Raw genomic sequence first — 25,260 nt, 5'->3', positions numbered from 1 at the left:
GCTGGGCGCGCGACGGCTGAAGCTGCCCAAGGGCGGGCGCGGCAGCCTTGAGGATGCGCAGGCGGCGGCGGCGACCGGCCAGATCGCGCTGTCGCAATGCTGGGCCAGCCTGCTGGCCGAACGCGGCATCACAGCGGCGCAGATGCTGGTGACGCTGGACGATCTGGAAAACAGGCGGCGTTACCTGAATGCCTCCGCCACGCTGGAACGGCTGATGGCGCTGGGCGTGGTGCCCGTGGTGAACGAAAATGACAGCGTGGCGACGGCGGAGATCCGCTTCGGCGACAATGACCGGCTGGCGGCACGTATCGGACAGGCGGCACGGGCCGACGCGGTTGCGCTGCTGTCGGACGTGGACGGGCTTTACACCGCCAATCCGCACGTCGATGCGAGCGCCATGCTGATCGAGACGATTGAGACGATAGACGACGCCATCATGGCGATGGCCGACGGCGGCTCCGCTTCGGGCATGGGATCGGGCGGCATGGTGTCCAAGATCCAGGCCGCGAAGATCGCCACGGGCGCGGGTGCGCACCTCGCCATCCTGTCCGGCAAGGTGGACGCGCCGCTCGCTCACTGGGCGAACGGGGGGAAGGGGTCGATTTTCCTGGCCGCTCCCGCCAAGGGCGCGCGCAAGGGTTGGCTTGCGGGGCGGCTGACCACGCTGGGGCGGGTGGTGGTGGACGCTGGCGCGGAACGGGCGCTGGGCAAGGGCAACAGCCTGCTTCCCGCAGGGGTGGCGCGGGTCGAGGGCCTGTTCGAGCGCGGCGACGTGGTCGACATCGTGGCGCAGGACGGCCGTGTGATCGCGCGCGGCCTGATCGAATATGACAGCGAGGCGGCCGCGAAGATCGCCGGCCGGCGCAGCGAGGAGATCGCGGCCCTGCTGGGCGAGATGCACCGATCCGTGCTGATCCACCGCGACCATATGGCGATGGTCTGACTGGCCATGGTATTCCGCATTGCGATGACAGGCGCGACGGGGTTCGTCGGCGCGGAGACACTGAGCCAGGCGCTTGGCGAAGGAGTGCGCGTCAATGCCCTGACCCGCAGCGCCCAGCCGCCGCGCGCCAAGCTGAAATGGGTGCCCGGATCGCTTGAGGACGCGGCCGCACTCGATACGCTGGTGCGCGATGCGGATGCGGTGGTGCATATTGCGGGCGTGGTGAACGCGCCTGACCGGGAGGGGTTCGAGGCCGGCAACGCGCGCGGCACCGTGGCGGTGATCGACGCGATGCGGCGGCGGGGCATTCGGCGGCTCGTGCATGTCTCCTCGCTCGCGGCGCGCGAGCCCAGGCTGTCCGACTATGGCTGGTCCAAGGAACTGGCGGAAAAACATGTAAAGGCGAGCGGCCTTGACTGGACCATCGTGCGGCCGCCGGCGATCTACGGCCCCCGGGACCGCGAGATGCTGGAACTGTTCCGCATGGCAAAGCGCGGCATCATGATGCTGCCGCCGGGCGGGCGGTTGTCGGTCATCCATGTCGCCGATCTTGCCCGGCTGCTGCTAAGCCTGGCGCAGGAGCAGGAAAACAGCCTGACGCGCACTTACGAGGTCGATGACGGCACGGCAGGCGGATGGGATCACAAGGATTTCGGCGCGGCGATCGGACGGGCGGTCGGCCGCAACGTGCGCGTCATGGCGACGCCGCAATGGCTGCTGTCAATCGCGGCGCGCGCCGACCGGCTCGTTCGGGGCAAGCGCGCCAAGCTGACGCCCGACCGGGTCGATTATTTCTGCCATCCCGACTGGGTGGTGGGGAAACGCAAGCAGCCGCCCAAAAGGCTATGGCTGCCGCAAGTGCCGACCGAAGAGGGGTTGAAGGCGACGGCGGCGGCCTATCGGGAGAAGGGGTGGCTCTAAATCCGGCTTAGTGCCGCACGGAATGCGTCCGTTGGCGGCCCGTTGCCCGGCATGACCGATCCCGACATAGAGCCTTTTCGAAGCGGACGGCATCGTCCGCTGCCTGGGAAAATGCGGAAGACAAAAGATAACTAGAGCATAGGGCGACGGAACATAGCGGCGCCACGCTGGACTGAAGCCTAACGATCCTCCGCCGCCGGCTTTTTCGCGCGCTGTTCGGCCAGGAATTCGCTGATCGCCTGCCCGCTGGCATTGAGCAGCGGAAAGGTGCGCGCGTCGCTCAGCCAGTCCGGCCGCCGCGCCGCGCTGCCGTAGATTCCGATGCCGAAGGTGACGCCGAAGACCAGGACCAGCGCCAGCACCGCCGCGCCGCTGGCCGAGCCGACGAAGGCGCTCAGCAGTTCGGCCGCGGAGGCGTGAAACAGGCGGATGGCGAAGATCGCCAGCACCCAGGCGATCAGCGAGAGTGTTTCCAGCACGAAGCCGCGCATGAGGCCGAGCACGGCGCAGCCGCCGATGGCAAGCAGGACGAGGATGTCGATGGCGTTCATTGCCGCCGTGGCTATCCCCTGCCCAGCATCTGGTCAACAAGCTGGCTCAAGGTGCGAAAGCCGCTCACCGCTATCCCCTTCACCCCGTCGCTGGCCGATGCGGGCACGAAGGCGCGGTTGAAGCCGAGCTTGGCAGCTTCCCGCAGGCGCAGGGGCGCATGCGCGACCGGGCGTATTTCGCTGGACAGCGCGACTTCGCCGAACAGCACGACGTCGGCGGGAACCGGGCGTTCCGAAAGAGCGGAAATCAACGCGGCGGCGACGGCCAGGTCGGCGGCCGGATCGCTCAGCCGATATCCGCCCGCGACGTTCAGATAGACTTCCGCCGTCGAGAAGCTGAGGCCGCAGCGCGCCTCCAGCACGGCGAGAATCATGGCGAGGCGGCCGCTGTCCCATCCCACCACTGCCCGCCGGGGCGTCGCGCCGCTCGACAGCCGCACCACCAGCGCCTGGATTTCGACCAGCACGGGCCGCGTCCCTTCCAGCGCCGGAAAGACGGTGGCGCCCGTCACCGTTTCGTCCCGATGCGTCAGGAACAGCGCGGACGGGTTGGCGACTTCCTCCAGTCCCTCCGCCACCATGGCGAAGACGCCGATCTCGTCAGTGCCGCCGAAGCGGTTCTTGATCGCCCGCAGGATGCGATACTGATGGCTGCGCTCGCCCTCGAACGCCAGCACGGTATCGACCATATGTTCAAGCACGCGCGGGCCCGCGATGCTGCCATCCTTGGTCACATGGCCGACGAGGATAAGCGCTGTGCCGCGCTGCTTGGCGAACTTGATGAGTTCCTGCGCCGACGCGCGCACCTGGCTGACGGTGCCGGGCGCGCCTTCGATCAGGTCGCTGTGCATCGTCTGGATCGAATCGATCACCAGCAAGGCGGGCGGCGGGCCGTCGCCCAGCGTCGTCAATATGTCACGGACCGACGTGGCGCTGGCGAGCTGGACGGGCGCGTTGCCGAGGCCGAGGCGCTGCGCGCGCAGGCGGACCTGATCGGCGGCCTCTTCCCCGCTGATATAGGCGACAGACAGGCCCCGCGCCGCGATCCGCGCCGCTGCCTGGAGCAGCAGGGTCGATTTGCCGATGCCCGGATCGCCGCCGATCAGCGTCGCCGATCCGCTGACGATGCCGCCGCCAAGCGCGCGGTCGAACTCCGCGATGCCGGTCGAGGTGCGCGGCGGCAACTCGACATCGGCGTCGAGGCCGACCAGCGTGATCGACCGCCCGCCCCCCTGAAGGTCATGGCGCGCGGAGAACACGGTTTCGGCCGCTTCCTCGACGATGCTGTTCCATTCGCCGCAATCCTCGCACTGGCCCTGCCACCGGCTGGTGACGGTGCCGCATTGTTGACAGACGAATTTGCGCTTTGCCTTGGCCATGCCACGGCTATGCCGGGACAATGCGAACATTGCAAGAACATGCCATCCCGCTCTGGAAACATCCGCGCCGCTGGCGCATTGATCCGGCATGACAACGATCCGCGTCGCGAGCTACAATATCCGCAAGGCCATCGGCACGGACAGGCGGCGGGTTCCCGAACGGGTGCTCGAGGTGCTGAACGAGGTGAACGCCGACATCGTCGCCCTGCAGGAGGCGGACCGGCGGTTCGGCGTTCGGTCAGCGGCCATCCCGCCGCAGCTGATGGACAAATTCAGCGACTATAAGCCAGTGCCGCTCAACGTCCAGGTCGATTCGATGGGCTGGCACGGCAACGCGCTGCTGGTGCGCAAGGCCGCCGAGATCGGCGCGCATGACGTGCTGCACCTGCCCTATCTGGAACCGCGCGGCGCGACCATGGCGGAAGTGTCCATGGGCGGCGCGAGCGTCCGGGTGTTCGGCATGCATCTCGACCTGTCGGGGCTGTGGCGGCGCAAGCAGGCGGCGGCGGTGATCAATGCCGCCGCGCAGCGAACGGCGATGCCGACCGTGCTGATGGGCGACCTTAATGAATGGAGCGCGGAACGCGGCTGCCTGGCGGACTTTGCCCGCCATTACTGCTTCGCGCCGTGCGGGCGCAGCTTCCACGCGCGGCGGCCGGTGGCGCGGCTCGACCGGATCATGCATTGCGGGCGGATGACGCTGAAGGACTGCGGCGTCCATGAAAGCGCGGCGGCGCGCAAGGCTTCCGACCATCTGCCGATCTGGGCGGAATTCAAACTTGGGTAACGCCGTCCTCCGTTCGTTTCGGGCGGGCATTGGGTTGCGATTTCCGTCACCCTCTGCGACGTTCCTGCCATGAAGGAGCGGGAACTGCGCCTTGCGCTGGTCTGCTATGGCGGGATCAGCCTGGCGGTCTATATGCATGGCATCACGAAGGAGCTGTGGCGGCTGGCGCGGGCAAGCCGCGCCTTCCACGATAATGCGCCCGCCAGCCAGGGCAGCGAGGCGGTGTACCGGCAAGTGCTGGAGGCAATCGAGGCAGCGAGCGGCATCCGGCTGCGCGTCATGCCCGACATCATCGCCGGGGCGAGCGCGGGCGGCATCAACGGCATCTTCCTGGCGCAGGCGATCGAGACCGGCCAGTCCCTGGACCCGCTGACCGACCTGTGGCTGGACAATGCCGATGTCGACCGGCTGCTGGATCCCGATGCGCGGCCGGCGCGGGCGCTGACCAAATTCTGGGCGACGCCGCTCGTCTGGATGGCGGCGCGGCGGCCGGGCGACGCGGTGGAGCGCACCGTCGCCCCGGACACGCGGGAAGAAGTGCGGATGAAGCTGTCCCGCTTCATCCGGTCGCGCTGGTTCGAGCCACCTTTCGGCGGCGAGGTGTTCACCACCATGATCCTGGAGGCATTCGACGCCATGGCAGTGGCGGAACGCGGGCCGCCCCTGCTGCCGGAGGGGCATCCGCTCGACCTGTTCGTCACCGTCACCGATTTCGAGGGCCATGCCCAGAGCCTGAACCTCAACAGCCCGCCGCAGGTGATCGAGACCGAGCATCGCCTGTCCATCGGCTTTCGCGCGCGGGGGCGAGAGGCGCGTGCCTTCGCCGACCCGGTGGAGCTGACCTTCGCGGCGCGCGCGACGGCGAGCTTTCCGGGCGCATTCCCGCCTTTCACCGTGCGGGAGCTGGACCGGGTGCTCAAGCGCCGCCATCGCGGCTGGCCGACGCGGGAGGCGTTCCTGGGCCGCGCGCTGCCCCGCCATGCCGCGCGCGGGACGGCGGAGGACGCCGTGCTGATCGACGGATCGGTCCTGGCCAACGCCCCCTTCGCGCAAGCCATCGGCGCGCTGCGCAACCGCCCCTCGCGGCGGGAGGTGGACCGCCGCTTCGTCTATATCGATCCCAAGCCCGGCCGTCGCTCCATCCGCCTGAACAAGGATGGCGAGCGGGAGGATGCGCCTGCCGGGGAGACCGCGCCCCTGCCCGGCTTCTTCCGCACGATCTTCGGCGCGCTGAGCGACATTCCGCGCGAACAGCCGATCCGCGACAATCTGGAGGCGATAGACCGCCATTCGGCGCGCATCCGGCGCACGCGCCGGATATTGGACGCGCTGCGTCCGGGCATAGAGGCGGAGGTGGAAAGCGCCATCGGCAAAATGCTGTTCCTCGATCGCCCGACGCCCGCGCGCCTGTCGGCCTGGCGCGCCAAGGCGCAGCAGCGGGCGGCGGGCGCGGCGGGATTCGCCTATCCGGCCTACGGACATCTGAAACTGTCCGGCATCGTCGAATCGCTCAGCGATCTGCTGTTCCGCCTGTCGGGCGAAGACAGCGCGATGATGCGCGAGGCCTATCGCCAGGCGATCTGGGCGCAGGTGCGCAAGGACGGGGCGGACCAGCTGACCGGCTCCAACGGATCGGCGGCCGCGCCCGTCGCCTTCTTCCGCGCCCACGACCTTGCCTTCCGCATTCGCCGCCTGCGCTATCTGGCGCGGCGGCTGGGGGACACGCTGGAACTGGAAGCGGAAGCGGACGACCCGGCGGTGCAGGGGATGCACGACGCCATCTATGGCGCGCTGGCGCTCTATGCCGAATGCGAGGATGCGGATTTCCACGGGGCGCAGGTCGCGGACGCGGCGAAGGACGTGCCGGGCGACGCGGGCGGGGCGCTGGCGGCGGTGGCGACCGCCCGTGGGCTCAAGGCGCGGGACGAGGCGGCGGACCAGATGCTGTCCGACGCGTTCGCCGCGCTGCCCAAGGCGGGGCGGCGGACGATGCTGCTCGCCTATCTCGGCTTTCCCTTCACCGACATCGCCACGCTACCGTTGCATCAAGGTGACAGTCTGGACGAATATGATCCGGTCAAGGTGGACCGGATTTCGCCGGAGGATTGCGGCGCGATCCGCGCCGGCGGCGCGGAACAGACGCTCAAAGGCATAGAATTCAACAATTTCGGGGCATTTTTTAGCAGGGCCTATCGGGAAAATGATTATCTTTGGGGCCGATTGCACGGCGTCGAGCGGCTTCTGGATATCGTGAATAGTGCAACACCCATAGCCAGCCGTCTTCCCCCTGAAACGGTTGCCACGTATAGGCGGGCGGCGTTTCTGGCGATCCTGGACGAGGAAGAGTCGCGGTTGTCCCATGTGGGCGACCTGATCGCCAGCTTGCGGGAGGAAATCGGGTGAGCGGGCGTTTCGTGCTGGTTCCGTTGGTGGTGATGCTGGCCTTGGCCGGCTGCCGCGATTCGTCTGCCGACAGCGCCCAGGCCGGCAACGTCGGCGCGCCTGCGCCACTGGACCTGCCGCCCGCGCCGCTCGCCATTGCCGAGCCCGATGCGCCCCCGCCCGTGAAGCCCGCCCCCTCGCCCACCGTCACCGTCCGCGCGCAGCCCGCGCCGCGCAACCCGCTGGACCTGCCGGCCAGCGGCGACGAGGCGGCGATCGAACCCTTCCCCCGGGAAGTCACCACCTTCATGGTGGATCGCGATGGATGCGACCATTTCCGGGGCGAAGAGCCGCATGACGCCGAACGGCGCGCCTATATCGCCGAAAGCGTCGCGGAACTGTGCACCGGGACGGACGCGCGGCTGGCGATGCTGCGGCGGCGATATGCCGCCGATCCTTCGGTCATCGCCGCGCTCAAGGGCTATGAGGACCGGGTCGAGACACCCGCTTCCTACTGACGGTCAGGGGGCGATCGCGTCGATCGCCCTGGCCATGTCGATGTCCCGCTGTGACAGGCCGCCAGCGTCGTGGGTCGTGAGCATGATCTCAACCCGGTTATAGACGTTGGACCATTCGGGATGATGGTCGGCCCGTTCCGCCATGATCGCGACATGGGTCATGAAGGCGAAGGCGGCGGCGAAATCGGCGAAGGCAAAGCGGCGCACGATGCCGTCGGGATCTCCGGCGGCGGTCCATAGCGGTAGGTCAGCGAGCGCCAGCGCCCGTTCCTCATCAGTCAATTTAGCAATCATGTCCCTATCCTGATCCCGTAGTTTGGCCTATGTCGCAGCGATGTCGCCCAACGGTCAACCGCTCCGCTTCGCCCCCACCAGGGAAGAGATAGAGGCGCTGGCGCTGGAGGCGCTGGGACGATTGCCGCCGCCCTTTTCCGACCATCTGGCCAATGTCGTGCTGTTCGTCGAGGAATTTGCCGACGCCGACATATTGAAGGACATGGAGATAGACGACCCGTTCGGCCTGACCGGCCTCTATAGCGGCCGGCCGGTGGGACAGGAGGCGCAGACAGGGGATGCGCCGCCGACCGTGCATCTCTATCGCCGGCCGCTGCTGGACGAATGGGTCGAAACGGGCGTGCCGCTCGACGCGCTCGTCACCCATGTGGTGGTGCATGAGATCGGCCATCATTTCGGCCTGTCCGACCTGGACATGCATGTGCTGGAGGACATGGTTTCGCCATGACCGGCGCGGCGCTGCGGCTGACCGGCGTCGCCTGCGCGCGCGGCGGGCGAATGCTTTTCCGCAACGTGTCGCTTGACCTGAAGCCCGGCGGCGCTGCGCTGCTGACCGGCCCCAACGGTATCGGGAAGTCGAGCCTGCTGCGGCTGTGCGCTGGGCTGCTGCCCGCCCTTGCCGGCACGGTGGAGCGATCGGGCGGCGTGGCGATGACGGACGAGCGGCTGGCGCTGGATAGCGACCTGCCGCTGGCAAAGGCGCTGCAGGTCTGGGCCGGTCTGGATGGCGCGAGGCCGGGCGCGGTGACAGCGGCGCTGGAGGCGATGGCGCTGACGCCGCTCACCGACCTGCCGGTGCGGATGCTGTCGACCGGGCAGCGCAAGCGCGCGATGCTGGCGCGGGTGATGGCGAGCCGCGCGGGCCTGTGGTTGCTGGACGAACCGGGCAACGGGCTGGACGATAGCTCGCTCGACCTGCTGGGCCGCGCCGTGGCGGATCATCTGGCTGGCGGCGGGATCGTGATCGCGGCGTCGCACCAGCCGCTTCCCTTGCGCGATCCCGTCCATGTCGCCCTGGCGGACCATCGGGCGGAGGCGGCGTGAAGCGGTTCCTGCTGCTCGTCCGCCGCGACCTGCGCCAGGCCTGGACATCGGGCGGGCTATGGCTGCCGGTCGCCTTCCTGTTGCTGGTCGCCAGCCTCTATCCCTTCGCGGTCGGGCCGGACGCGGCGCTGCTGGCGCGGACGGGGGGCGGGATGCTCTGGATCGCGGCGCTGCTCGCCAGCCTGCTGCCGGTCGACCGGCTGGTCGGACCGGACATGGAAGCGGGCGTGCTGGACCAGATCGCGCTGCGCGGCATTGGCGAGGAAGCGGTGGTGAGCGCCAAGCTGGCGGCGCACTGGCTGGGCTTCGGCCCGCCGCTGATGATCGCGGCGCTGCCCGCCGCCGCGCTGCTGAAGCTGGAGGGCGAAACGATCCTGAAACTGGAGGCGGGGTTGGCTGTCGGCACGCCCGCGCTGGCGGCGCTGGGGCTGCTGGTCGCGACGCTGACGGCCGGTCTGCGGTCTAGCGGCGCGCTGGCCGGGCTGCTGGCGCTGCCGCTGGCGGTGCCGCTGCTGATCTTCGGCGCTGGAACGCTGGGCGACGGCAGCGGCGCGGCGATCAAGTTCCTGGGCGCGGCGTCATTGCTGCTGGTGGCGATCACGCCCTTTGCCGGCGGGGCGGCGATCCGGGCGGGCCGGGAATAGGATTTTGCAGCCTTAACTTCGCATATTTCCCGCAGGATGCGACATGATGTTGCGCCGGGATGATCCTATCGGAAAGCGGGGCGGACCGGCCAGACCCGCGCAGCTGCGGACAATAGCAGCCGCTGGCCGCGTAGGAGAGACGGCAGCCTTTGCCGTCCGCCCTGCGCGCTCTCGACAGTTCCCGGTCCTTGCGCCAAAGGCGACGCATGTTCGGCATCGTCGCATCCATCCTGTTCGTCCTCATATGGTCCACCGGCTTCATCGTCGCGCGGGCGGTGGTGCCGCATGGCACGCCCGAACTGATCCTGGCGGTGCGGCTGGCGCTGGTCGCCATGCTGCTGGGCGGCGCGGCGTTCTACGCCGGGCAGCCCTGGCCGCGCGGCCGGAAGCTGGCGCTTCATCTGGCGGCGGGCGCGATGCTGCACGGCCTTTACCTGACGCTCGGTTGGGGGGCGGTGCAGCACGGCATTCCCGCCGGTATCATGGCCCTGCTCGGCGCGCTTCAGCCGCTGGTGGTCGCGGTGGCGAGCGTCTTCCTGCTGGGCGAGAGACTGCCGGCGCGGGCGTGGGCCGGGCTGGTCATCGCGATCCTGGGCGTCGCCTGCGTGCTGGAACCGGCGATCGCGCGGGGCGGCACCGCCGGCGTCAGCCTGCTGCCGGCGGTGGCCGGCGTCGTGGCGGTGCTGGCGATGGCGGGGGGCACGCTGATCCAGCGAAGCGGGCTGGCCGACGATCCCATCCTGGTGTCGGGCGCGGTGCAGAATATGGGCGGCGCGCTGGTGACGATCGTCGCCACCCTGCTGGGGGGCGCGTTTCGCTGGGATGGAGCGCCGATATTGTGGATCGGGCTGGGCTGGTCGGTGCTCGGGCTGTCGGCAGCGGGCCTCAGCCTGCTCGTCTGGCTGGTGCGGCATCAGGGGGCGACCCGCATGTCGATGCTGTTGCTGCTGGTGCCGCCGCTCGCCGCGATAGAAGCCTGGCTGCTGTTCGGCGAACGGCTGAGCGCCCTGCAGCTGGCGGGTTTCGCGATGGCGCTGGGCGGCGTGCTGATCGGCCGTGCGCAGGGACGCAAGGAAGCGGTGGCGGAACCCGCCTGACCCGTCAGCCCTCGCGCAGCCTTTCATGGTGGCGGATCACTTCGTCGATGATGAAGCGCAGGAATTTTTCCGTGAAGTCGGGGTCGAGATTGGCGTCCGCGGCGAGTTGCCGCAGCCGGCCGACCTGCCGTTCCTCCCGGCCCGGATCGGCGGGCGGAAGGTCATGTGTCGCCTTATACTCGCCCACGGCCTGCGTGATCTTGAAGCGTTCGGCCAGCATGAACACCAGCGCGGCGTCGATATTGTCGATGCTTTCGCGATAGCGTTTGAGTGTTTCGTCCATGCGGGGCTCCGTTCGGATCGGGCGGTTCAGTTCGGGCGCTTTTTGCCGCTTCCGGCCGATCGCGCAAGCCATTACCGCTTGCCTTTCGCCCGTCGCGCCGCCACATGAGCCGGGTCATGACAGCCCCCGCCCCCGGTAACGTCCATCCGATCGGTCGCGCGAACGCGGAACCGTCCCTTTCGCCCATCATGAGCCTGGTCGCCGACGGCATGAACCAGGTCAATGCCGTGATCCTGGACCGGATGCAGTCGCGCATTCCGTTGATTCCCGAACTGGCCGGGCACCTGATCGCGGGCGGCGGCAAGCGGCTGCGCCCGATGCTGACGCTCGCCTGCGCCGACCTGGTGGGCTATGCGGGCAGCCGCCATTACAAGCTGGCCGCCGCCGTCGAATTCATCCACACGGCGACGCTGCTGCACGACGATGTGGTCGACGGGTCGGGAATGCGCCGGGGCCGCAAGACCGCCAACATCATCTGGGGCAACAGCGCCAGCGTGCTGGTGGGCGACTTCCTCTTCTCCCGCTCGTTCGAGCTGATGGTCGAGGCGGAGTCGCTCAAGGTACTGAAGATCCTGTCCGGCGCGTCGGCGGTGATCGCGGAGGGGGAGGTCAACCAGTTGACCGCCCAGCGCAAGATCGACACGAGCGAGGAGCAATATCTCGACATCATCGGCGCCAAGACCGCCGCGCTGTTCGCCGCCGCCTGCCGCATTTCCGCCGTGGTCGCGGGCCGCAGCGAGGCGGAGGAGCAGGCGCTGGACGTTTATGGCCGCAACCTCGGCATCGCTTTCCAGCTGATCGACGACGCCATCGATTATGAATCGGACGGCGCGACGATGGGCAAGGATGCGGGCGACGATTTCCGCGACGGCAAGGTGACGTTGCCGGTGATCCTGGCCTATGCGCGCGGATCGGACGACGACCGGGCCTTCTGGAAGGCGGCGATCGCGGGCCACCGGATCGGCGCGGAGGATCTGGCCCATGCCACCATGCTGCTGCGGCGCACGGGCGCGATCGCGGATACGCTGGCGCGGGCGCGCCATTATGGGCAGCGGGCGATCGACGCGCTGGGCATGTTCGATGCCGGGCAGGCGAAAGCGGCCCTTACCGAAGCGGTCGAGTTCGCTATAGCCCGCGCCTATTGAGGATTTCGGCGGCTTGGCCGTTATCCTCCGCAAAGCATGCCGTTCGCCCTGCGCTTGCCGAAGGGTTATTCTTTCTCTTTCAGGAAAGCCAAGGGCTTCGACAGGCTCAACCCGAACGGGATGAGGGGGTGAAGCCAACTCGCCCATGATCCTTTCCCCTGAAACCATCGCCTTCCTGATGGCCGCCGCGCTGACCGCGTCCTGCATCGATGCGATGGCGGGCGGCGGGGGCCTCATCACCCTGCCGGCGCTGATGGCGGCGGGCGTGCCGCCGGTGCAGGCGGTGGCGACCAACAAGCTGCAAAGCTGTTTCGGCACTTTCGGGGCGTGCATCGCCTATGCCCGGCGCGGGCATATGGACCTTGCCACCTACAAGGGGCCGGTGATCGCGGCGTTCATCGGGTCGGTCGGCGGCGCATGGCTGTTGCAGCGGGTCGATCCGTCGATCCTGGCGGGACTGATGCCGGCGCTGCTGGTCGCCATGGCGGCCTATTTCACCTTCTCGCCAAAGCTGGGCAACGCCGACAGCCATGCGCGGGTGGGCATGGCCGGCCTGTCCGGGCTGATCGGCGTGATCGGCTTTTACGACGGCTTCTTCGGGCCGGGCGCGGGCGCTTTCTATACCACCATCTTTCTGGCGCTGGGCGGCCTGTCGATCCTGCGGGCGACGGCCCAGACCAAGGCGGCCAATTTCGCGAGCAACATCGCCGGGCTGCTGACCATGCTGGCCGGTGGGCACGTGATCTGGATCGCGGGCCTTGCGATGGCGGCGGGCAGCATCGTGGGCGGTCAGATCGGATCGCACCTCGCCATGCGGTTCGGGTCGCGCCTCATCAAGCCGTTGCTGATCGTCATGTCGCTGGCGCTGACGACCAAAATGCTGCTGGACCCCAAGAACCCGGTCCACCTCTACCTGTTCGGTTAGGCGCCCTGGTCATTCGGACTGGAGCAGGATCGCCACCCGGCGCCGCAGTTCGTCCACCGCGAAGGGCTTCGTCAGCACTTCCATGCCATGTTCGATATGACCGTGGTTCAGCACGGCGTTTTCGGCATAGCCGGTGACGAAGAGGATCCGCAGGTCAGGGCGCAGCGCGCGCGCGGCATCCGCCACCTGCCGCCCGTTGAGACCGCCCGGCAGGCCGACATCAGTGACAAGCAGGTCGATGCGCGCGCGCGATTCCAGGATGCGCAGCCCCGTGGGACCGTCGCCTGCCTCCACGCATTGATAGCCAAGATCGCTCAGCGAGTCACAGACCAGCATCCGCACCGACGGTTCGTCATCGATCACCAGCACGGTTTCGCCTGCGTCAGCGCCGACGGGAAGGTCGCCGGCGGGCACGATGTCCTCCGCTTCCGCCTCCCCGCGATACCGGGGCAGGTAGATGCAGACCATCGTGCCCTGCCCCGCTTCGGAATAGATACGCACATGGCCGTTGCTCTGCCGCGCGAAGCCATAGACCATCGACAGGCCCAGCCCCGTCCCCTGCCCGATGGGCTTGGTCGTGAAGAAGGGATCGAACACCCGGTCGATGATCGATTTTTCGATGCCGGTGCCGGTATCGCTGGTGCAGATGGTGACATATTGGCCTGGGGTCAGGCCATGCTCGCGCGCGATGCGATCGTCCAGCCAGCGATTGGCGGTCTCGATCGTGATCCGCCCGCCATGCGGCATGGCGTCGCGGGCGTTGATGCACAGGTTGAGCAGCGCGTTTTCAAGCTGGTTGGCGTCCACCAGCGCGGGCCAGAGGCCCGACGCCGCGATCGTTTCCACCGATATCTGCGGCCCCACCGTCCGCCGCACCAGTTCGGAAAAATCGCCGAGCAGGCGGTTGACGACGATCGGCCGGGGCGAGAGCGTCTGGCGGCGGGAGAAGGCGAGCAGCCGGTGGGTCAGCGCCGACGCGCGGCGGGCGGCCCCCTGCCCCGCCGCCAGATAGCGGTCGACATCGGCCATGCGGCCCTGCGCCAGCCTGACCCCGATCATTTCCAGCGCGCCGCTGATACCGGCGAGCAGATTGTTGAAATCATGGGCGAGACCGCCGGTCAACTGGCCGACCGCCTCCATCTTCTGCGCCTGGCGCAGGGCGGTCTCTGCTTCCTCGCGCTCCGCCAGCGCTTCGGCGATGCGGGCTTCGAGCGTTTCGTTGAGATCGTGCAGCGCCTTTTGCACCCGAATCTGGTCGGTGATGTCCTTGAACAACACGGCAACCTGGCGATTTTCGAAGGGGCCGACGCGGAAGGAGGAAATGTCGAGATGATGGCCGGTCGCCTCCAGCTCGCGCTGGAAGCGGATCGGCTTGCCGGTGCGCAGCACCCCGCCATAGAGTTCGACCCAGCCCTCCGCTTCGTCCGGCACCATTTCGCGGACCTTCTGGCCCACGACATTGGGGATGCCGGCGTGTCGTTCATAGGCGGCGTTGGCTTCGACATGGATATAATCGCTCAATGGGCCATGGGGACCATCGAGAAACTCGATAATGCAGAAGCCCTCGTCCATCGTCTCGAAAAGAGTGCGGTATCGCGCCGCATCTCCCGGCAGACTTGCCATTATCCCTTGCCCTTTGAAGCGCACGCCCGACACCGGCGCGTTTAACATGGATCATTAGGCGGCCGAACGTATGGGGAGCCAACTGTTTCCGCACAAAGGAAATTTCCTGCCCTTGCAGCGACCGTCTTTTGACGCAAAGGGAGGGGAATGAGCGACCTGCCGATCCATGCCGTGCTGCCCCGATTGCTCGCCGCCCTGCGCGACAGGCACAGTGCGGTACTGGTGGCGCCGCCCGGCGCTGGCAAGACGACCGCGGTCGCGCCTGCGCTGCTGGACGAACCCTGGTGCGACGGGCAGGTGCTGTTGCTGTCGCCCCGCAGACTGGCCGCGCGCGCGGCGGCGGAACGGATCGCCGAACTGATGGGCGAACAGCCCGGCGGCACCGTCGGCTACGCGACGCGGATGGACAGCCGGACGAGCGCGCGCACGCGCCTGCTGGTGCTGACCGAAGGCATTTTCGTGCGGCGGATACAGGATGACCCGGAACTGGCGGGCGTATCGGCCGTGCTGTTCGACGAGGTGCACGAGCGCAGCCTGGACAGCGATTTTGGGCTGGCATTGGCGCTGGACGCGCAGGATGCGTTGAGGCCGGACCTGCGGATCGTGCCGATGTCGGCGACGCTGGACGGAGCGCGTTTCGCATCCTTGCTGAACGGCGCGCCGATGATCGAGAGCGAGGGGCGCATCCAGCCGCTGGAACTGCGCCACATCGGCCGCGCGAGCGAAAAACGGATCGAGGATGAGATGGCGGCGGCGATCCGCCGCGCGCTGGCCGAGGAAGCGGAGGGCGACCTGCTCGCCTTCCTGCCCGGCGTGGCGGAGATCGAACGCACGGCCGAGCGGGTCGAGGGCGTGGCGGAAGTCCACAAGCTGCACGGCAGCCTTGACCCGGCAGCGCAGCGGGCGGCGATCCGGCCGTCGCGGGAAGGCCGGCGCAAGGTGATCCTGGCGACGTCGATCGCGGAAACCAGCCTGACCATCGAGGGGGTGCGGATCGTGGTGGACAGCGGCCTGGCGCGGCGGCCGCGCTATGATCGGGCCGCGGGCGTCACGCGGCTGGTGACGGAACGCGCGAGCCAGGCGGCGGCGACGCAGCGCGCCGGTCGCGCCGCGCGGCAGCGGCCCGGCGTCGCCTATCGGCTGTGGGAAGCGGCGGCGACGGCCGGGATGCCGCCATTCGATCCGCCCGAGATATTGGAAAGCGACCTGTCCAGCCTGCTGCTCAACTGCGCGCTGTGGGGCGTCAACGACCCGGCGAGCCTGCGCTGGCTCGATCCGCCGCCCGGCGCCGCTGTCGAGGAAGCCCGGCGGCGGCTGAGGGTGCTGGACGCGCTGGACGCGGACGGGCGGATCACGGCGCATGGGCGCATATTGGCGAAGCTGCCCCTCGCGCCGCGCCTGTCGCATATGCTGGTGCGCGCGGGCGAGATGGGGCTGGCGCAGGTCGCCGCCGACGTGGCCATGCTGCTGGGGGAGCGCGGCATCGGCGGGCAGGACATCGACCTGACGGCGCGTCGCCAGCGCTGGCGGCGGGAAAGCGGCAAGCGCGCGGACGCGGCGCGGGCGATGGCGAAGCGGTGGGCGACCCTTGTTCCGCTTCCCGCCGGGGGGAAGGGGCGATCGGAGGCGCGCGATTCCGATCGGCCCCTCCTGCCGGTGGGAAGGGGAGAAGGGATCTGCCTCGCCCTCGCCTTCCCCGATCGCGTCTCGAAGCGCCGGTCCGCAGACGGCGCCGACTGGGCGAGCGTGGGCGGGCGCGGCTTCCGCCTCGATCCGCTGTCCCCGCTGGCGCGGGAGGAATGGCTGGCGGTGGGCGAGGTGCAGGGCAGCGCGGCGGGCGCGCGCATCCTGTCGGCCGCGCCGATCAGCGAGACGGACGTGATCGCTTTGTTCGGCGATCGGATCGCGGAACATCGCACCGTGCGGTTCCGTGCCGCGAACGGGGGCATAGAAGCGTTGCGGGAGCGGCGGATAGGCGCTGTCAGACTGTCCAGCGGATCGGACGACCGGCCCGATCCCGACGCTGTTGTCGCGGCCCTGGCGAGCGGCGTGCGGCAGGGCGGCCTCGACCTGCTGCCCTGGTCGGAAGCCGCGCAATCGCTGCGCATGCGAGCAGGCTTCGCGGGCGTAGAAGCGCTGTCGGACGCGGCGTTGATGGAAAGGCTGGACGAATGGCTGCCGCCCCTGCTGTCGGGCAAAAGGCGGCTGTCCGACATCGATCGGTCGCAGCTTTCGGGCGTGCTGGACGGGCTGATCGGATGGGAAGGGAAGAGCCAGCTCGACCGGCTTGCGCCGCCCGATTTCCGGTCGCCCGCCGGCAGCAGTCACGCCATCGACTATGCGGCCGAGGGCGGACCGCGCGTCGAATTGCGCGTGCAGGCGCTGTTCGGCCTGGCGGAGCATCCGACCGTGGGGAGCCAGCGCATCCCGCTGGTCCTGTCGCTGACATCGCCCGCGGGACGACCGATCCAGACCACGCGCGACCTGCCCGGTTTCTGGGCGGGCAACTGGCGCGACGTGGCGAAGGAGATGCGCGGGCGTTATCCCCGCCATCCCTGGCCCGACGATCCCGCGTCAGCCAGCGCCACGCTGCGCACCAAAAACGCCGACGCCCGGCGCCATGGCGCGCCCAAGTCTTGACTTGGCGGCGAACGCTGGTGCAACGCAGCACAAAGATTTACCCGGAGTCTCCCGCGATGACCGCGCGCATTTACCAGATCCAGAAGAACGCGATGCAATCGGGCAAGGCGCTGACCCATAAATGGGTGCTGGACTTCGTGCAGAGCGAGCCGCGCAAGCCCGATCCGCTCACCGGCTGGACCGGGTCCGGCGATACGCAAAGCCAGGTGAAGCTGACCTTCCCCTCGCAGCAGGCGGCGGTCGCCTACGCGGAAAAGTATGGCATCGCGTACGCGATCATCCCGACCCCGCCCAAGACGTTGAAGATCCAGGCCTATGCCGATAATTTCCGCTGACGCGGCGGCACGGCCCACATATTCGGGCGCGATGCTGCCCGATTGACGCCTTATTCACTTGCCAAAGGGCAGGGAGAGGCGGCAAAAGCCGCGCTTTGACGGAAAGATTTTCACGATAATGACGGATCGCAGCGCAATTTTCGATAGCGTCGCCGCCCAGATCGAACCCTTCAACAAGAAGGGGATCGACCTTGCCGAAGAGACCAGCTTCGCCGGCGATCTGGAATGGGACAGCCTGACGGTGATGGATTTCGTCGCGGCCATCGAGGATGAGTTCGACATCATCATCACCATGAACATGCAGGCCGAGATCGAGACCGTGGGCCAGCTGGTCGACGCGGTGGCGAAGCTCAAGGCCGCCTGATTGCAAAACACCGTTCGTCCTGAGTAGCCGTTGAGCGAAGTCGAAACGGCGTATCGAAGGACGGGGCCGGCGCGAATGCTTCGATACGGGCCTTCGCCATGCTCAGTCCCTATTCAGCACGAACGGGTTGAGGGATAGATATATGACCGAAGCAGCCGCAACCGCGAACGACGCGCACACCCCCGCCGAAACACCGGCCGCGCGCGACCTGTTCTCCAAATTCGATGCCCTGATCACGGAGCGCGAGGCGCTGTTGGCGACGGGCGTGCGCGATCCCTTCGCCATCGTCATGGATGAGGTCAAGTCCCCCACCCAGGCGGTCATCAAGGGCAAGGATACGATCCTGCTGGGCACCTATAACTATATGGGCATGACGTTCGACCCGGACGTGGTGGCGGCCGGCAAGAAGGCGCTGGACGATTTTGGCGCGGGCACCACCGGCAGCCGCTTGCTCAACGGCACCTATCAGGGGCACCGGCAAGTCGAGGACGCGCTCAAGGAATTTTACGGCACGTCGTCGGCCATGGTCTTTTCGACCGGTTATCAGGCGAACCTGGGCGTCATTTCCACGCTGGCCGGCAGGGGCGACTATGTCGTGCTCGACGCCGACAGCCACGCCTCCATCTATGACGGCTGCTTCCTGGGTGACGCGGAGATCGTGCGGTTCCGCCACAACAGCGTCGAGGATCTGGACAAGCGGCTGAGCCGCCTTCCCGCCGACGCGCTGAAGCTGGTGGTGCTGGAGGGCGTCTATTCGATGCTGGGCGACGTCGCCCCCCTGCCCGCCATGGTCGCGGCGGTGCGCAAGCATGCCAATTGCATGATCCTGGTGGACGAAGCGCACGGCATGGGCTTCTTCGGCGCGAACGGCCGCGGCGTTTACGAGGAGCAGGGCGTCGAGGGGGATGTCGACTTCGTCGTCGGCACCTTCTCCAAGTCGGTCGGAACCGTTGGCGGCTTTTGCGTATCGAACCACCCCAAGTTCGAGATATTGCGCCTCGTCTGCCGCCCCTATGTCTTCACCGCGTCCTTGCCGCCCAGCGTCGTCGCCACCGCCGCGACGAGCATCCGCAAGCTGATGCATGCGGGCGACAAGCGCGCGCACCTGTGGAAGAACAGCCGGCGGCTGCACAAGGGCCTCATCGACCTTGGCTTCAAGCTGGGGACGGAAACGCCGCAGTCGGCGATCATCGCGGTCATCCTGACCGACCAGGCACAAGCCGTCGCGATGTGGCAGACGCTGCTGGAACTGGGCCTCTACGTCAACATGGCGCGCCCGCCCGCAACGCCGGCCGGCACCTTCCTGCTGCGCTGTTCGCTGTGCGCGGAACATAGCGATGAGCAAGTCGAACAGATCATCGGCATGTTCGAGGCGGCGGGCAAGGCGACCGGCGCGATCGGCTGAAGGCTCAGGCTGGATAAGGCATGTTAGGGACGGTGCGCCTGCCCTGTTTCCCGAAAGCCCTTGTTGGGATAGTGTAACGGTCCATGGCCGACCTTCACCCAGAGCCGGAACAAGGATGGCGCCCCCGCGCGCGAAGGTCCGTCCCGCTGTTGCTTGCCGTGCTGCTGGTCGGGGCGCTCGGTCTTCTGCTCTACACTGCCAGCAATGCGTCGCGCGACCATGCGCGGGCGCTGGCCGAACAGCAGCATAGTTTCGAAATCATCGCGCTCGCCCGCGCGTTCGAGGCGCGCACCGCCCGCGCCGAAGTGACGCTGGCGCGTTATGTCATCAGCCTGGATCCCGACACCGGCCGCCTGTTCCAGGATGAATGGCGCAGCGCGGGCAGCCAGCTCAAGGCACTGGGTTACGCCACGCGCGGGTCGGACTGGCAGAACGGCAATGTCGAGGCGCTGCGCTACGCCTTCGAGCAACGCGGCAAGACGCTGAACGAGATCGGGCTGCGTACCACCTACGACCAGAAGATGGCGGCGCTCGCGCGCTTCCACGAAGCCGGCAAGTCTCGGGACGTGCGGCGGATCACCGCCCTGCTCGACCGGGTCATCCAGGCGGAGAATGACCGTCTGCGCGAACGCAGCCTGGCGGTGACGCTGGCGGGCGACCGGACCGAGACGATCGGCCGCACCTCCCGCCTGCTGGGGCTGGTGCTGCTGATCTGTGTCCTGTTCGCCGCCTGGTTCGCCAATGCGGCCTATAGCGAACGGCGCAAGGCGCGGCAGGCAGCGGAGGCGGAGGCAGAGCGCGCCGACCGGCTGGAAGCCGCGGTGGCGCAGCGCACGGCCGAACTGTCCATCGCCTATGAACAGCTCAAGCGCGAGTCGGCGGAGCGTGCGGCGGCCGAGGACCATCTGCGCCAGATGCAGAAGATGGACGCGGTGGGCCAGCTTACGGGCGGAATCGCACATGATTTCAACAATATGCTGGCCGTGGTCGTGGGCGGTCTCGAACTGGCCAAGCGCAACCTGCGGCTGAAGCCGGTGGAAGCGACACGCCATCTCGACAATGCCATGGACGGCGCGAACCGGGCATCTGCGCTGACCCGCCGGCTGCTGGCCTTCGCGCGATCCGAACCGCTGCTGCCCAGCGCGGTCGATCCCGATGCGCTGCTGGCCGGCATGGCGGACCTGATCGACCGCGCGATCGGCGACCAGATCATCGTCACGTTCGCGCAGGCGGCGGGCGGCTGGCGCATCTTCGTCGACCGGCACCAGATGGAAAATGCCATCCTGAACCTGTGCGTCAACGCGCGGGACGCGATGGAGGGACGCGGGCGATTGACGCTGTCCACCGCGCAGGCGACGCTGAAGGCCGGGGAAGTGGGCGATTGCGCGGCGGGCGACTATGTCGTTCTGACCGTCGCGGACGACGGATGCGGCATGTCGCCAGAGGTGCTGGCGCGGGTGTTCGAACCCTTTTTCACGACCAAGCCCGTGGGCAAGGGCACGGGCCTTGGCCTCAGCCAGATTTTCGGCTTCGTCCGCCAGTGCGAAGGCGATGTGCGCATCGAATCCGAGCCGGACAAGGGCAGCAGCGTCCACCTGTATTTGCCGCGTTCGACCAGGGAAGCGGCGGTCGGCGAGCAGGAGGAGGCGTTCGCCCAGACGCCGGTGCGCCATCCGCCCACGCGCATCCTGGTGGTGGAGGACGATCCGCGCGTGCTCAACCAGACGATGGCGGCGCTGGGCGAACTGGGCCATCTGCCGATCGCCTGCGACCATCCGTCCAAGGCGATCAGGCTGCTGACCAACAATCCCGACATCGGACTGATCGTCAGCGATGTGCTGATGCCCGACATGACCGGGCCGGAACTGGTGAAGAGCCTGCCCGTCCCGTTGCAGCACATCCCGGTGCTGTTCGTCACCGGATATACCGGCGACACCGGCGAAAGCGCCGATTTCCAGGGGCATGTGGTGCTGCGCAAGCCTTACACGCTGGCAGCGCTGGGTCAGGCGCTGGCGACGGCGCTCAGCGGATCGCACCTTTCCGGAACAGCCGCGGCAGCAGAGTGAGCGCGCCGATCAGCGGCCATCGCCGCTGCCAGGGACGTATGGCGATCTTCGTGCCGGCATGGCGATTGATCTTCCAGGCAAGATAGTCGATTCCCCCGGCATAGGTGAAGCTCGCCTTGGCGAGGCGCAGGACGGACAATCGCTTGCCCCGGCGCTGGAGCCGGCGCCAGACAAGGGGGGCGTCGGGCGGCGACGGCGGCAGGCCATCGGCCAGCGCCGCTTGTCCGAACCGGCGGTAGCGGTCGGGATCGGCGTCCACGATGGACAGCGAGCGGCCTGTCTTTTCCGCGCGCAATTCCGCATCATAAGTGAGGCCAAAGCCGGTCTTCCATAAGGCGAGCACGTCTTGCGCATCCTGCGCCATCGGCCGCGCGAGCGAAAGCAGCGTGGGAGCGGCCTGCGCCACAGCAGTGATCGTGCGGCGGCGGGCGAGGTCGTCCGCCGCCCAAAGCAGGCGCGAAGGCTGGGCGAAACGCGCCCAGACCGAGACATTGTCCGCCTGCCGCCCGTTCAGCCGCGCGAAGTCCGCTTCGGACAGGACGGCATATTTGGCGATGAGTCCCTGATGTTCGAACGGAAAGACGTTGGGCGGGATCAGGCGGTTGGCCCTCGCCAGCCAGCTCTTGCCGTAAGCCGCGCGGTAATCCGACACGATCAGGTAGAAATCGAGCATCAGCCCGTCGAGATTGGCTTCGCGCAGGCAAGAGCCGTAGAACAGGACGGCGCGCGCGGCGCTGGGGTATCGGGCCGCCAGCGCGCCCGCCATGGCGGCGGCGCGCGGATCGGCCGGGCCGGCGAGTTCCGCGGTGACGAGGGAGGAAAGCTGGTTCGCCATAACTGCTCCGCCCGCCATCGCAGGGCACCGGCGATCTTTCAATCCCCGTGACAGCGGAAACCGGGGCCAGGCGCGCGGACGACGGGTGGAGAACAGCCTCCCCACCCCTCGCGTCGCATCATCGGCGCGTCACTCCGCCGCCTGCGCCAGGTCCGGCTCGTTCCAGGTCAGCACCGGTTTGCGCGCGGCCAGCGTTTCGTCCAGGCGGCGGCGCGGCGCGTGATAGGGCGCGCCCTTCAGCGCCTCGTCCCCCGCCTTGGCCCGTTCCGCAAGGCTCCGCAGCGCCAGGATGAACTGGTCCAGCGCCGCCTTGCTCTCCGTTTCGGTCGGTTCGACCAGCATCGCGCCATGGACCACCAGCGGAAAATACATGGTCATCGGGTGGAAACCTTCGTCGATCAGCCCCTTGGCGATGTCGAGCGTGGTGAAGCCTTCGGCCAGTCCCTTGTCGCTGAACAATGCCTCGTGCATGCAGGGGCCGCTGCCGCCGAACGGCGCGTCCAGCACGTCGTCCAGGCTGCGCAGGATATAGTTGGCGTTGAGGACCGCGTCCTCCGCCACCTGCCGCAGGCCGTCCGCGCCATGGCTGAGGATATAGGTCAAGGCGCGCGTGAACATGCCCATCTGGCCGTGGAAGGCGCTCATCCGGCCGAAGCTCTGCGGCATCTCCTCGCCGACATTCTCCTCCTCGATCAGGTGGATCGTGCCGTCCGCCATGCGCGCGGTGTAGGGCAGCGGGCCGAAGGGGGCGAGCGCTTCGCTGAGCACCACCGGGCCGGAACCGGGACCGCCGCCGCCATGGGGGGTGGAGAAGGTCTTGTGCAGGTTGATGTGCATGGCATCGACGCCAAGGTCGCCGGGGCGCACCCGGCCGACGATGGCGTTGAAGTTCGCGCCGTCGCAATAGACGAAGGCCCCGGCGGCATGGACCGCATCGGAAATGACCTTCATGTCGCGCTCGAACAACCCGCAGGTGTTGGGATTGGTGATCATCACCGCCGCGACGTCCGGTCCGAGGCGCGCCTTCAGCGCTTCCAGATCGACGCGGCCGTCCGGGGTGGCGGGAATATCCTCCACCTTGTAGCCGCAGAAGGCCGCCGTGGCGGGATTGGTGCCATGGGCGCTTTCGGGCACCAGCACCACCTGGCGCGCGTCGCCACGCGCCTCCAGCGCCGCGCGAATGCACAGCAGCCCGCACAATTCGCCATGCGCGCCGGCCTTGGGCGTCATCGCGACGCCGTGCATGCCGGTGAGGTCGATCAGCCAGAAGGCAAGCTGGTTGATGACGGCGAGCGCGCCCTGCACCGTCGATTGCGGCTGCAGCGGATGGATGTCCGCGAAGCCGGGCAGCCGGGCCATCTTCTCATTGAGGCGCGGATTATGCTTCATCGTGCAGGAGCCGAGCGGGAACAGGCCCAGGTCGATGGCGTAATTCTGGCGGCTGAGCCGGGTATAGTGGCGGACCGTCTCCTGCTCCGACAGGCCGGGAAGGCCGATGGCGTCGGTACGGGCGAGAGTGCCGAGCCGGCTGGCGACCGGCGGCGCGGCGTCGAAGTCCACGCCGGTCGTGTCGTTCGAACCGATCTCGAAGATCAGCTTCTCCTCCAGCATCAGGGCGCGATTTCCGGTGGCGGTGCCGGGCGCCATATGCGCGTCCGCGACGGGCGCGGGGGTGGTGGGACGGCCTTCCTTGAGCATGGTCATGCCAGTTCCTCCTCAAGCGCCTTGGCAAAGCTTTCGATATCCTCCGCCGTCACCGTCTCCGTCACCGCGACGACGAGGCCGTGGCCCAGTTGTGGCGCGTGCGGGAAGAGGCGGCCAAGCGACACGCCGGCCAGCACATCCCGGTCGGCCAGGCGGCGGACGGTCTCGCGCGCGTCCTTCGACAGGATCAGCGTGAATTCGTTGAAGAAGATGTCGTTCAGCAGCGTGACCCCCGGCACCTTCGCCAGCCGGTCGGCCGCTTCGACGGCGCGCCCATGGTTGAGCGCGGCGAGCTGGCGCAGCCCCTTTTCGCCCAGCAGCGTCATGTGGATGCTGAACGCGAGCGCGCAGAGACCCGAATTGGTGCAGATGTTGGACGTCGCCTTTTCCCGGCGGATATGCTGTTCGCGGGTGGAAAGCGTCAGCACGAAACCGCGCTTGCCCGCAGCGTCCACCGTCTCTCCGCACAGGCGACCCGGCATCTGGCGGACATATTTCTGCTTGCACGCGAAAAGGCCGAGATAGGGGCCGCCGAACTGGAGGCCGACGCCGATCGACTGGCCTTCGCCCACGACGATGTCGGCGCCCATATGGCCCGGCGCTTGACACGCCCCCAGCGCGACCGGCTCCGTCACCACCGCGACCAGCAGCGCGCCGGCCGCGTGGGCGGCCTCGGCAAGCGGGGTCAGGTCCGCGATGCGGCCGAGGATGTCGGGATATTGGACGACGACGCAGCTCGTATCCTTGTCGATCCCTGCGATCAGCGCGTCGATGTCGGTGGCGGCATCGAGCGTCGGCGCTTCATGCACCAGCGTGTCGCCGGTGAATTTCGCCATGGTCTGGGCGACCGAGACATAATGGGGATGAAGGCCCGACGACAGCAGCGCCTTTGCGCGCTTCGTGACCCGGCGGGCCATGCCGATCGCTTCCCAGCAGGCGGTCGAGCCGTCATACATGGAGGCGTTGGCGACATCGCAGCCCAGCAGGCGCGCGACCTGCGTCTGGAATTCGAACAGCACCTGAAGCGTGCCCTGCGCGATTTCCGGCTGATAGGGCGTGTAGGCGGTCAGGAACTCGCCGCGCTGGATCAGATGATCGACGCTGGCCGGCACATGGTGGCGATAAGCCCCTGCCCCCAGGAAGAAGGGCGCTTCCCCTGCCGACAGGTTCCGGCGGGCGAGCGCGGTCATGTGGCGTTCGACCGCCAGTTCGCTGGCATGGTCCGGCAGGCCGGGGATGGTGCCGGGCAGCCGCGCTTCGGCGGGGACGTCCACGAACAGATCGTCGATCGAAGACGCGCCGATGACAGAGAGCATCGCCTGCCGGTCGCTGTCGGTAAGGGGTAGATAACGCATGTCATTCTCCACTCCCCTCC

The 25,260-nt window shown here is 67.9% G+C and carries 23 protein-coding genes and 1 pseudogene; 16 read left to right on the top strand and 8 right to left on the bottom strand.

From position 1 onward, the window contains the following. Together proB and AX724_RS02055 are read left to right on the top strand one after the other, a co-directional pair. Positions 1 to 943, top strand: a 943-nt coding sequence (proB, locus tag AX724_RS02060) for a glutamate 5-kinase (protein WP_066763089.1), incomplete at its 5' end; no start/stop codon positions are given. Between the two features lie 6 nt (positions 944 to 949). Further along, positions 950 to 1,864 carry an NAD-dependent epimerase/dehydratase family protein gene (locus tag AX724_RS02055; protein ID WP_231736441.1) on the top strand — a complete coding sequence of 305 codons (915 nt, stop codon included), beginning with the start codon at positions 950 to 952 and terminating at the stop codon, positions 1,862 to 1,864. A 179-nt stretch (positions 1,865 to 2,043) separates the two neighbouring features. Here the strand turns inward: AX724_RS02055 and AX724_RS02050 are convergent, their stop codons facing one another. Both AX724_RS02050 and radA read right to left on the bottom strand, forming a co-directional pair. Further along, on the bottom strand, positions 2,044 to 2,415 hold the full coding sequence (locus AX724_RS02050) for a CvpA family protein (protein WP_066763088.1): 372 nt from the start codon (positions 2,413 to 2,415) through the stop codon (positions 2,044 to 2,046). Between the two features lie 11 nt (positions 2,416 to 2,426). Then, on the bottom strand, positions 2,427 to 3,794 hold the full coding sequence (gene radA / locus AX724_RS02045; RefSeq protein ID WP_066763101.1) for a DNA repair protein RadA: 1,368 nt from the start codon (positions 3,792 to 3,794) through the stop codon (positions 2,427 to 2,429). Positions 3,795 to 3,882: 88 nt separating this feature from the next. Here radA and AX724_RS02040 point away from each other — a divergent pair, with 88 nt between their 5' ends. From AX724_RS02040 to AX724_RS02030, 3 genes are all read left to right on the top strand, one after another. After that, the gene (locus AX724_RS02040; RefSeq protein WP_066763087.1) at positions 3,883 to 4,581 is read left to right on the top strand and encodes an endonuclease/exonuclease/phosphatase family protein; all 699 of its coding nucleotides are present in this window, start codon (positions 3,883 to 3,885) and stop codon (positions 4,579 to 4,581) included. A 69-nt stretch (positions 4,582 to 4,650) separates the two neighbouring features. Next, positions 4,651 to 6,984 (top strand): patatin-like protein, encoded by a 2,334-nt coding sequence (locus AX724_RS02035; protein ID WP_066763085.1) that lies wholly within the window; start codon positions 4,651 to 4,653, stop codon positions 6,982 to 6,984. Next, positions 6,981 to 7,481: a hypothetical protein gene (locus tag AX724_RS02030; RefSeq protein ID WP_231736440.1), complete on the top strand. Its 501-nt coding sequence runs from the start codon at positions 6,981 to 6,983 to the stop codon at positions 7,479 to 7,481. Before AX724_RS02035 ends, AX724_RS02030 begins: the two co-directional genes overlap by 4 nt. Positions 7,482 to 7,484: 3 nt before the next feature. Here AX724_RS02030 and AX724_RS02025 read toward each other — a convergent pair. Further along, a pseudogene (locus AX724_RS02025) lies at positions 7,485 to 7,781 on the bottom strand (4a-hydroxytetrahydrobiopterin dehydratase); the annotation flags it as partial. A 34-nt stretch (positions 7,782 to 7,815) separates the two neighbouring features. On the opposite strand from AX724_RS02025, the gene AX724_RS02020 reads away from it, so the two are divergent. From AX724_RS02020 to AX724_RS02005, 4 genes are all read left to right on the top strand, one after another. After that, positions 7,816 to 8,223 carry a metallopeptidase family protein gene (locus AX724_RS02020; RefSeq protein ID WP_066763092.1) on the top strand — a complete coding sequence of 136 codons (408 nt, stop codon included), beginning with the start codon at positions 7,816 to 7,818 and terminating at the stop codon, positions 8,221 to 8,223. Next, on the top strand, positions 8,220 to 8,819 hold the full coding sequence (gene ccmA, locus AX724_RS02015) for a heme ABC exporter ATP-binding protein CcmA (protein ID WP_066763081.1): 600 nt from the start codon (positions 8,220 to 8,222) through the stop codon (positions 8,817 to 8,819). The genes AX724_RS02020 and ccmA overlap by 4 nt, the downstream gene beginning before the upstream one ends. Beyond that, positions 8,816 to 9,463: a heme exporter protein CcmB gene (locus tag AX724_RS02010; protein ID WP_066763079.1), complete on the top strand. Its 648-nt coding sequence runs from the start codon at positions 8,816 to 8,818 to the stop codon at positions 9,461 to 9,463. The genes ccmA and AX724_RS02010 overlap by 4 nt, the downstream gene beginning before the upstream one ends. A 206-nt stretch (positions 9,464 to 9,669) precedes the next feature. Continuing rightward, positions 9,670 to 10,560, top strand: coding sequence for a DMT family transporter (locus tag AX724_RS02005; protein ID WP_066763077.1), 891 nt, complete (start codon positions 9,670 to 9,672; stop codon positions 10,558 to 10,560). 4 nt (positions 10,561 to 10,564) lie between these two features. Here AX724_RS02005 and AX724_RS02000 read toward each other — a convergent pair whose 3' ends face one another. Then, positions 10,565 to 10,843, bottom strand: a complete 279-nt coding sequence (locus AX724_RS02000; RefSeq protein ID WP_066763090.1) for a chorismate mutase — start codon at positions 10,841 to 10,843, stop codon at positions 10,565 to 10,567. Between the two features lie 116 nt (positions 10,844 to 10,959). Between AX724_RS02000 and AX724_RS01995 the strand changes: the two genes are divergently transcribed. Both AX724_RS01995 and AX724_RS01990 read left to right on the top strand, forming a co-directional pair. After that, the gene (locus tag AX724_RS01995) at positions 10,960 to 11,988 is read left to right on the top strand and encodes a polyprenyl synthetase family protein (RefSeq protein ID WP_066763075.1); all 1,029 of its coding nucleotides are present in this window, start codon (positions 10,960 to 10,962) and stop codon (positions 11,986 to 11,988) included. A gap of 145 nt (positions 11,989 to 12,133) precedes the next feature. Further along, a complete protein-coding gene (locus AX724_RS01990; RefSeq protein WP_066763072.1) occupies positions 12,134 to 12,913 on the top strand; it encodes a TSUP family transporter in 780 nt (259 codons plus the stop codon). 9 nt (positions 12,914 to 12,922) lie between these two features. On the opposite strand, the gene AX724_RS01985 is transcribed toward AX724_RS01990, so the two are convergent. Continuing rightward, entirely contained in the window at positions 12,923 to 14,536 is a 1,614-nt protein-coding gene (locus AX724_RS01985; RefSeq protein ID WP_066763070.1) for an ATP-binding protein, read from the bottom strand. Between the two features lie 147 nt (positions 14,537 to 14,683). Between AX724_RS01985 and hrpB the strand changes: the two genes are divergently transcribed. The 5 genes from hrpB (at position 14,684) to AX724_RS01960 (ending at position 21,346) form a co-directional block, all read left to right on the top strand. After that, a complete protein-coding gene (hrpB, locus tag AX724_RS01980; RefSeq protein ID WP_066763067.1) occupies positions 14,684 to 17,176 on the top strand; it encodes an ATP-dependent helicase HrpB in 2,493 nt (830 codons plus the stop codon). Between the two features lie 56 nt (positions 17,177 to 17,232). Continuing rightward, positions 17,233 to 17,511, top strand: coding sequence for an ETC complex I subunit (locus tag AX724_RS01975; RefSeq protein WP_066763065.1), 279 nt, complete (start codon positions 17,233 to 17,235; stop codon positions 17,509 to 17,511). Positions 17,512 to 17,629: 118 nt separating this feature from the next. After that, the gene (locus tag AX724_RS01970; RefSeq protein ID WP_066763059.1) at positions 17,630 to 17,875 is read left to right on the top strand and encodes an acyl carrier protein; all 246 of its coding nucleotides are present in this window, start codon (positions 17,630 to 17,632) and stop codon (positions 17,873 to 17,875) included. A 142-nt stretch (positions 17,876 to 18,017) separates the two neighbouring features. After that, positions 18,018 to 19,280, top strand: a complete 1,263-nt coding sequence (gene spt / locus AX724_RS01965) for a serine palmitoyltransferase (protein ID WP_066763057.1) — start codon at positions 18,018 to 18,020, stop codon at positions 19,278 to 19,280. Between the two features lie 83 nt (positions 19,281 to 19,363). Continuing rightward, positions 19,364 to 21,346 (top strand): ATP-binding protein, encoded by a 1,983-nt coding sequence (locus AX724_RS01960; protein WP_066763054.1) that lies wholly within the window; start codon positions 19,364 to 19,366, stop codon positions 21,344 to 21,346. Here AX724_RS01960 and AX724_RS01955 read toward each other — a convergent pair. The 3 genes from AX724_RS01955 to gcvPA form a co-directional block, all read right to left on the bottom strand. Further along, positions 21,303 to 22,181, bottom strand: coding sequence for a hypothetical protein (locus tag AX724_RS01955; RefSeq protein ID WP_066763053.1), 879 nt, complete (start codon positions 22,179 to 22,181; stop codon positions 21,303 to 21,305). The two genes, AX724_RS01960 and AX724_RS01955, sit on opposite strands and share 44 nt — an antisense overlap. Positions 22,182 to 22,310: 129 nt before the next feature. Then, positions 22,311 to 23,885 (bottom strand): aminomethyl-transferring glycine dehydrogenase subunit GcvPB, encoded by a 1,575-nt coding sequence (gene gcvPB / locus AX724_RS01950; protein WP_066763052.1) that lies wholly within the window; start codon positions 23,883 to 23,885, stop codon positions 22,311 to 22,313. Beyond that, complete coding sequence (gene gcvPA, locus AX724_RS01945) at positions 23,882 to 25,240, bottom strand: aminomethyl-transferring glycine dehydrogenase subunit GcvPA (RefSeq protein WP_066763051.1); 1,359 nt, start codon at positions 25,238 to 25,240, stop codon at positions 23,882 to 23,884. Before gcvPA ends, gcvPB begins: the two co-directional genes overlap by 4 nt. Positions 25,241 to 25,260: the final 20 nt, after the last annotated feature.

Source organism: Sphingobium sp. CCH11-B1, from assembly GCF_001556865.1.
Lineage (GTDB): Bacteria > Pseudomonadota > Alphaproteobacteria > Sphingomonadales > Sphingomonadaceae > Sphingobium.
This window is presented reverse-complemented; position numbering and strand designations above follow the sequence as displayed.